At 40.7% G+C, this 8,180-nt stretch carries 9 protein-coding genes; 8 read left to right on the top strand and 1 reads right to left on the bottom strand.

Annotated features, from left to right (window positions below; genetic code table 11):
- Window positions 1-180: 180 nt before the first annotated feature.
- Complete coding sequence (locus tag CWC16_RS08335) at window positions 181-606, bottom strand: hypothetical protein (protein WP_138541207.1); 426 nt, start codon at window positions 604-606, stop codon at window positions 181-183.
- Between the two features lie 339 nt (window positions 607-945).
- Between CWC16_RS08335 and ccoN the strand changes: the two genes are divergently transcribed.
- The 8 genes from ccoN (at window position 946) to CWC16_RS08295 (ending at window position 8,133) form a co-directional block, all read left to right on the top strand.
- A complete protein-coding gene (gene ccoN, locus CWC16_RS08330; protein WP_004588826.1) occupies window positions 946-2,379 on the top strand; it encodes a cytochrome-c oxidase, cbb3-type subunit I in 1,434 nt (477 codons plus the stop codon).
- A gap of 12 nt (window positions 2,380-2,391) precedes the next feature.
- Window positions 2,392-3,066 carry a cytochrome-c oxidase, cbb3-type subunit II gene (gene ccoO / locus CWC16_RS08325; RefSeq protein WP_004588825.1) on the top strand — a complete coding sequence of 225 codons (675 nt, stop codon included), beginning with the start codon at window positions 2,392-2,394 and terminating at the stop codon, window positions 3,064-3,066.
- A 5-nt stretch (window positions 3,067-3,071) separates the two neighbouring features.
- Window positions 3,072-3,257, top strand: a complete 186-nt coding sequence (locus tag CWC16_RS08320) for a CcoQ/FixQ family Cbb3-type cytochrome c oxidase assembly chaperone (protein ID WP_004588824.1) — start codon at window positions 3,072-3,074, stop codon at window positions 3,255-3,257.
- A complete protein-coding gene (ccoP, locus tag CWC16_RS08315) occupies window positions 3,254-4,288 on the top strand; it encodes a cytochrome-c oxidase, cbb3-type subunit III (RefSeq protein ID WP_055015666.1) in 1,035 nt (344 codons plus the stop codon). Before CWC16_RS08320 ends, ccoP begins: the two co-directional genes overlap by 4 nt.
- Before the next feature lie 141 nt (window positions 4,289-4,429).
- Window positions 4,430-4,921 carry a FixH family protein gene (locus tag CWC16_RS08310; protein ID WP_055015667.1) on the top strand — a complete coding sequence of 164 codons (492 nt, stop codon included), beginning with the start codon at window positions 4,430-4,432 and terminating at the stop codon, window positions 4,919-4,921.
- 8 nt (window positions 4,922-4,929) lie between these two features.
- Window positions 4,930-7,305 carry a heavy metal translocating P-type ATPase gene (locus tag CWC16_RS08305; RefSeq protein WP_138541206.1) on the top strand — a complete coding sequence of 792 codons (2,376 nt, stop codon included), beginning with the start codon at window positions 4,930-4,932 and terminating at the stop codon, window positions 7,303-7,305.
- A complete protein-coding gene (ccoS, locus tag CWC16_RS08300) occupies window positions 7,302-7,469 on the top strand; it encodes a cbb3-type cytochrome oxidase assembly protein CcoS (protein WP_055015669.1) in 168 nt (55 codons plus the stop codon). The genes CWC16_RS08305 and ccoS overlap by 4 nt, the downstream gene beginning before the upstream one ends.
- A complete protein-coding gene (locus tag CWC16_RS08295) occupies window positions 7,462-8,133 on the top strand; it encodes a sulfite exporter TauE/SafE family protein (RefSeq protein ID WP_138541205.1) in 672 nt (223 codons plus the stop codon). Before ccoS ends, CWC16_RS08295 begins: the two co-directional genes overlap by 8 nt.
- Window positions 8,134-8,180 lie beyond the last annotated feature (47 nt).

Raw genomic sequence — 8,180 nt, 5'->3', positions numbered from 1 at the left:
CCATGTAGGCAACAAAGAGTTTATCGCCCCTAGGCAGAACCCAAAGGGCAGCGCATGTTTGGCATTTATGCTGCGTTATCGCCTATTTATGGGGAATAACCACACTTCATAGGCTCTGCCTTGCCTAAAAACCAAACACACTGCTGCAAATTCAACCATCAAAGCTCAACACGCCCTAGTTTAATACGTTACGTAAAAATTATAAAAATGGGTGATTGACTCGCCAGTTTGAATGTTGCTTAAATTAAGCACAAGTTGCCACAACATATTTTGCTCTGAGCATATCCCCACCATAGTGTCACTTTTATAAATAGTTGCTTCTTTAGTGAACTTTTGCGGAATAAAACCCATATACATAGTTATACTTTCAAGCTTAGCGTTATCTATTTTTAGGTGGGCGGGTAAATCAAGGTAAATACTAAAGGGGGTTTCGGGGGTAATGTTTTTATCACTTAACCATACTTTAACACCGGTGTTGTAAATACAGTGCTGATTTGGGTCGCAATTTGTTTTTAGCAGCGCTTTTTGATCTGTTTGGTTGGCATTGTCACAACCTGTTAATACAAAAAACAGAATAAAAAACAAAGTAAATCTATATATATGCATAACAAATCCGCGCTAAATAAAAACAAATCTTAATTAGCATGCTTTGAAATAACAATAGCCAGTGTGATGTTTGGTTAATATAGGTACAATCTGTATCAAAAAATAAACAACAAACTCACAAACTTTGATTGATGTCATAATTTTATGTAATTGACCTATCTTTTTTAGGCCAAAAAATTTATCATTTCACCCGCAAAAAATAAAGGTTTCTCGAGTTTGTTTTCTGAAGCATTCAGGCTTTGAACGTTTTAGGTAATACGCTTGAGGAAAATAGTAGGCCCCACTTTAAACGGTGGGTAATTCATTTCTAAACGCATTTATTGCAGCGGAAGCCAGAAAATGAGCCAAACAGTAGCATCACAAACTGAGTATAACTATAAAGTTGTACGCCAATTCGCTATTATGACAGTGATTTGGGGCATCGTTGGCATGAGTATTGGGGTTCTGATTGCTGCCCAATTAGCTTGGCCAGCACTTAACTTTGATACACCATGGTTAACATACTCTCGACTACGTCCGTTACATACGAACGCAGTAATTTTCGCATTTGGTACCAGTGCACTTTTCGCGACGTCTTATTATGTCGTTCAACGTACTTGTCAAACGCGCCTTTTCTCAGACAAACTCGCCGCTTTCTCTTTTTGGGGTTGGCAGCTTGTTATTGTATTAGCCGTAATAACACTCCCATTGGGTATTACTAGCTCTAAAGAATATGCAGAGCTTGAGTGGCCAATTGATATTTTAATCGCGGTAGTATGGATAGTTTACGCAGTTGTATTTTTTGGTACGCTGATCAAACGTAAAGTATCGCACATCTACGTTGCAAACTGGTTTTACGCTGGCTTTATTATTACTGTTGCAGTGCTTCACATTGTAAACAGCATGGCAGTGCCTGTGTCGTTAACTAAATCATACTCAATCTACGCGGGTGCTGTAGATGCTATGGTTCAGTGGTGGTACGGTCATAACGCTGTAGGTTTCCTACTAACGGCTGGTTTCTTAGGTATGATGTATTACTTTGTACCAAAACAAGCTGGTCGCCCTGTTTACTCTTACCGTTTATCGGTAGTTCACTTTTGGGCACTTATTTCACTTTACATTTGGGCTGGTCCTCACCACCTTCACTACACAGCGCTACCTGATTGGACGCAAAGTTTAGGTATGGTTATGTCTATTATCTTATTCGTTCCATCTTGGGGTGGTATGATTAACGGTATTATGACGCTTTCTGGCGCATGGCATAAACTTCGCACCGACCCAGTACTTCGTTTCTTAGTTGTTTCATTGTCTTTCTACGGTATGTCTACGTTTGAAGGCCCAATGATGGCGATTAAATCTGTAAATGCATTATCTCACTACACAGATTGGACTATTGGCCACGTACACTCAGGTGCACTTGGTTGGGTTGCAATGATTTCAATTGGTGCTATCTACCACCTTATTCCTGCGTTATTCGCACAAGGTCGTATGTACAGCGTTAAATTGGTTAACACCCACTTCTGGTTACACACTGTAGGTGTTGTACTTTACATTGTTGCAATGTGGATCTCAGGTGTTATGCAAGGCCTAATGTGGCGTGCAGTTAACTCTGACGGTACATTGATGTATAGCTTTGTTCAGTCTTTAGAAGCATCACACCCATTCTATATTATGCGCTTTGTAGGCGGTGTATTCATCGTTACAGGTATGTTAGTTATGGCTTACAACGTTCTGCGTACAATTTCAGCTGAGAAAGAATCTCTGAAGTTAGACGCGCAAGCACAATTAGCATAACGGAGTGAGATGATGAGCAATAAAAATTCACAAAACAAACATGAAATAGTAGAAAAGAACGTTGGCCTAATGGCTATCTTGACTGTTTTTGCTATTAGTTTTGGTGCGTTAGTTGAAATTACTCCGCTAATGTTCCAAGACGATACAACCAAACCTGTTGAAGGTTTACGCCCACTTAACGCGCTTGAAATGGAAGGCCGTGACATTTATGTACGTGAAGGTTGTTACAACTGTCACTCACAAATGATTCGTCCTTTTCGTGATGAAGTTGAGCGTTACGGTCACTACTCTGTAGCGGGCGAATCAGTATGGGATCACCCTTTCCAATGGGGTTCAAAACGTACTGGTCCTGACCTTGCTCGTGTAGGTAACCGTTACTCGGACGATTGGCATTATGCACACTTAGTTGACCCACGTGCCGTGGTTCCTGAGTCGAACATGCCAGGCTTTCCTTGGTTAGCAGAGACAAAGGTTGACACCAGCCTAACTCTGAAAAAGCTACAAATTTTCCGTGATACTTTTGCTATTAACCCAGAAAACCCTAAACACCCGGGTTTAGGTTATGGCAGCGACGAAGAGCTACAAGCAGATGTTGATAAAGTTAACGCTATGAATAACGGCGAAGGCGCAACTGAAATGCAAGCCCTAATCGCGTATTTACAGCAACTTGGCACTCACTTGAAGTAATTATTATGGATTACGGAACATACAGAGGCATTTTGACTCTGGTAATTTTAGTATTGTTTATTGTGATTGTTGTATGGGCATACAGCAAGCGTAGCAAAAACCGTTTTGATGACGCTGCTAATGCCATTTTTGAAGATGAAAAAAAACATAACAACACACTCTCTAACGAGGAAAAGGAGTCTGAAAAATGACTAGCTTTTGGAGTATTTGGGTTATTGTATTAACCCTAGCCTGCTTAATCATCATTTTTAGCCTATTAGTTTGGAACCTTAAAAACTATGCAGGCGTAAAAGAAGGTGAAGACTGCGGACATGAATATGACGGCATTACCGAACTAAATAATCCACTACCAAAATGGTGGACGTACATGTTCTTCGCAACATTTATTTGGTCGGTATATTACTTAGCTGCTTACCCAGGTTTAGGTAACTGGGAAGGCTTAGGTAAATGGACAAGCTCTAACCAAGGTATTACCTCTTTAGCTGAATCTAAAGAAGCCACGGCTAAAGCAAAAGAAGAAGGCCGCTATGTAAAACTTGATAAAGAATACGAAGCAGCCGAAGAGCGTTTTGGCCCTATTTTCAACAAGCTTGCACAAGTACCCGTTTTAGATTTAGTTAACTCTAAATTTGAAGGTGATGCAGCGCAGCAAGTGGCTCTTGAAAATGGCGAAAAGCATGAGCAAACAGACGGTCAGTTAGCACTTGAAATTGGTCAGCGTTTATTCTCGCAAAACTGTGCACAATGTCATGGTTCAGATGCACGTGGTGCAACTGGCTTCCCTAACCTAACTGATAAAGACTGGTTATACGGTGGCTCACCAGACAAAATTAAAGAAACGCTTCTTTATGGTCGTGTAGCAGCAATGCCTTCTTGGAGTGCAGCACTGGGTGAGCAAGGCGTTAAAGAAATGACAGCGCACGTACTTAGCTTATCTGGTCGTACTGTTAACCAAAAAGATGCAGCCGCAGGTGCCGCCAAGTTTGCAATGTGTGCCGCGTGTCACGGTGCTGATGGTAAGGGTTCTGTAGCACATAACTTACCGTTTGGTGCGCCTAACCTAACGGATAACATTTGGTTGTACGGTGGCTCTCAACGCGCAGTTGAAGAAACACTTAACCATGGCCGCGCCGGTGTAATGCCAGCATGGAAAGATATTTTAGGTGAAGACAAAATTCACCTGTTAACTGCCTACGTTTACAGTTTATCGCAAGATAAATAAACACGGAGTTAACCATTAATTAATCTTATTATTTCAATAGATTAATCCAGATCAAAAAAGCCTCCAGTCGGAGGCTTTTTTTTAGTCTTTTAACAATATTTGCTATAAAATAGCACCAACTAAACTAATTTTAGAGCAACTATGCAACCTACTTCATGGTATAAAAATTTTTGGCCTTGGTTTTTAATGTTTTTTCCGCTAGCGGCCATTATTGGGTGCATAACCTTAATTATAACTGCTGTGGGAAATGGCCCAGATATGGTAGTTGATGATTACTATAAAAAAGGTAAAGCAATAAACTTAGAGCTTACTAAGTTTGAAAAAGCCAAAGCCCTGTTTTTACATGGCAAACTTAATGTTACAAACGAACGTGCCAGCTTTGCCTTTACCAAAGGCGATTACAGTAACGTACACGCTTTAAAACTGTCTTTTTATCACCGCACTATTAAAGCGCATGACTTTGAAGCAACGCTTACCCCTAATGCAAATAAAGAATTTACAGCCCTACTCGATAACTATACACCAGGTGCTTATTCTGTATTTATAGAGCCTGTAGATGGCAGTTGGAAGTTAAAAGAAAATATTACTCTTCCTACAGAGCAAGCGTTGTTAGTTACCCCAAATTATAAGTAGTCATCACTATGAGCGTTTCTTGCTTTCATTGCCTTGAAAGTGTGCCAAATGGATTTAGCGCAACCGTAACAATAGATAATACACCTCAGCCTATGTGCTGTATTGGCTGCCAAGCGGTTGCGCAAAACATTGTTGATCAGGGCATGACTGACTACTACAAATACCGCACTGTGCGCGCCGGTAAAGTAGAACAACTAGTGCCCGAGCAACTAGAATTTATTAAAAGCTACGACAACGAAGATATACAAGATGAGTTTATAGCTACAACCGATAACTTATCAGAGGTTTTATTGAGTGTTGAAGGCATTACCTGCGCCGCATGTGCTTGGCTTATTGAAAAACAATTACTGAGCTTAAAAACAGTTAAGCGCGTAGATGTTAACACTTCAACTAACCGTGCCATGATCCAGTGGGATAAAACCCAAACTCCGCTTAGCGAAATTATTACTTCCTTAGCCAAAATTGGCTATAAAGCTTACCCCTTTCAGGCCGATGACGAAGCACAACAAAAACAACAAACAGCAAAAGCGTATATCCGCCGTTTAGGTGTTGCAGGCTTGATGACCATGCAGGTGATGATGTTTGCCTTTGCGATGTACTTTGGCATGTTCTCGGGTATGGATAGTAACTTTGAAGAATACTTTCGCTGGATAAGCCTAGTCCTTGCCTCCCCCGTTATTTTGTACAGCGCATTACCTTTTTTAACCAATGCTATTAATGGCTTAAAAGCAAAACAATTAAATATGGACTTACCCGTATCGTTGGCCATTTTTGGCGCATATAGCGCAAGTTGTTATGCCACGTTTATGCAAGTGGGCGAAGTTTATTTTGAATCGGTCTGTATGTTTACCTTTTTGCTATTGCTAGGTAAATACTTAGAATTTAGAGCCCGATTAAAAGCCAGTGAATTTACAGCTAACTTACAAAAACTACTCCCTCTTACTGCCCGCACACTCGATGAAAACGGTAATGAGCACATTATCGCCGCTAAAAAACTCAAGCTTAATGATGTTATTCTTATAAAAGCAGGCGAGACGATTCCGGCTGACGGAGAACTAATCAAAGGACAAACGAGTGTTGATGAGTCCATGATGACAGGTGAGCATCAGCCCGTAAATAAATTTGTTGGTCACAATGTATACGCAGGGTGTGTGAATCATGATGGCATTATAGAAATTAAAATTAATAAAGTTGGCCAAAATACCCTACTAAACCAAATTATACGTTTACAGCATAATGCCCTCACTAAGCGCCCTAAACTGGTAGAAATTACTGATAAAGTTGCACAGTGGTTTATTGCTTGCTTACTCGTTTTCGCCTCTATAACGGCTATTGGCTGGTACCAAATTGACCCAGAGCACGCATTTTGGATCACCATTTCTGTATTAGTTGCAACATGCCCTTGTGCATTAAGTCTTGCTATACCAACAGCTTTAACTTGTGCTGTTGCAACGCTCACCCGCAAAGGGATTTTAATAAAACAAGCACATGTGCTTGAAACACTCTCAAAACTAACATTGTTTGCTTTTGATAAAACAGGCACGCTTACACAAGGCAAATTTAGTTTAGACGCCGTTGATATACTTGACACTCATCTCTCTAAAGAGGAAGTCCTTAATATTGCCGCCCAGTTAGAGCGCTACTCAGAACACCCCATTGCCAGTGCATTTAATAAATACGCCAACACAGAGCTTACTCTTACTAACGTTACCATTCACCCGGGGTTGGGCATCAGTGCGCAAAGCGGTGCTGATCATTACGCTATTGGTAAAAGTGGCTGGTTTGATAGTAAAAAAACGAATGCGCAAGCAAGCCTATTTATAAACAAACGTGTAGTTGCCCGTTTTTACTTTATAGATAAAGTAAAAATGGGTGCTAATGAGCTTATAGCTAACTTACAAGCACAAAACTTAAGCTGTCATATGCTCACAGGCGATGCATCAGATGCGGGGCAAAAAATAGCAAAACAATTAAAGCTTAATAGCTGTCAAAGCGCCCTTTCACCTAAAGATAAACAAACCGCCGTTGAGCAGTGGTCATCACAAAGCGAAGTGGTCGCTATGGTAGGCGATGGCATAAACGACAGCCCTGTATTTGCTAGTGCACATTTGTCCATAGCCATGGAAACCGGTGCCGATATATCTAAAAACAGTGCCGATGTGGTGTTGTTAAATAGTGATTTAGTCTCTATTGCACACCTACTCAATGTTGCTAAACAAACGCGGCGAATCGTTAAGCAAAACCTGACCCTGTCTTTGGTGTATAATGCCTCTATTTTACCACTCGCAGCGCTTGGACTTGTGGCCCCGTGGATGGCGGTTATTGGTATGTCTGCCAGCTCAATTATTGTGATTAGTAATTCACTAAGGCTTTTAAAATTATGAGCATAATTTATATTTTAATCCCCATTGCTATTTTATTTGTAATTATTGCCATTGGCGTGTTTTTTTGGGCGGTTAAAAGCGAGCAATTTTCTGATCTAAATAAACAAGGTCATAGTATTTTGTTTGAAGATGATAAAGATCAGCATAATAAAAGTAATGATTGAGCCACTTTACACCAGCGCATTTTTAATGGGCTTAATTGGTAGCGGGCATTGCCTAGCTATGTGCGGTGGTATTGCCAGTTCATTGCAATTGGCTACCGACAAACGCCAATCTATTATTTATTCTTTTGCGTATAATACTGGCCGAGCGTGTAGTTACATGCTTGCTGGAGCCCTTGTTGCGGGTATAAGCAGCCAATTTGCAAAACAAAATACGTTTTTTTCTGTCACGCTTTCATTCATTGCTGCTATTTTTATGCTGTTGGTTGGCGTGTATATTATGCGTATAGGACCTACTCTGCAATGGCTCGAAAAAATCGGGAAAACCTTTATTTGGCAGCACATTGTTAAGCTTAATAAGTATTTAATGCCAGTAGACTCAACAGCTAAAGCATTAGGCTATGGCGCTTTATGGGGTTGGCTGCCTTGTGGTTTGGTTTATTCTGCGCTTACCTGGGCAATGACCAGCCCTAGCGCATTTGACGGAGCCATAGTGATGCTTTGCTTTGCACTTGGCACCTTTCCGGCCATGATCACCCTAGGGTTAGCCGCTCAAAAGCTCAATAGTGTTATTAACCACCCATGGACGCGTATTGTTTTAGGCAGTATTATAATTTGGTATGGTATGTACCTATTAATAATTGCCACCGACAAACTAGTACATTAATCGTCGCGGTATTAACCCTTTGGGTTTATTTTCAGTACTGTGTATAA

The organism is Pseudoalteromonas sp. S3776, from assembly GCF_005886915.1.
In the GTDB taxonomy this organism is placed as follows: Bacteria; Pseudomonadota; Gammaproteobacteria; order Enterobacterales; family Alteromonadaceae; genus Pseudoalteromonas.
This window is presented reverse-complemented; position numbering and strand designations above follow the sequence as displayed.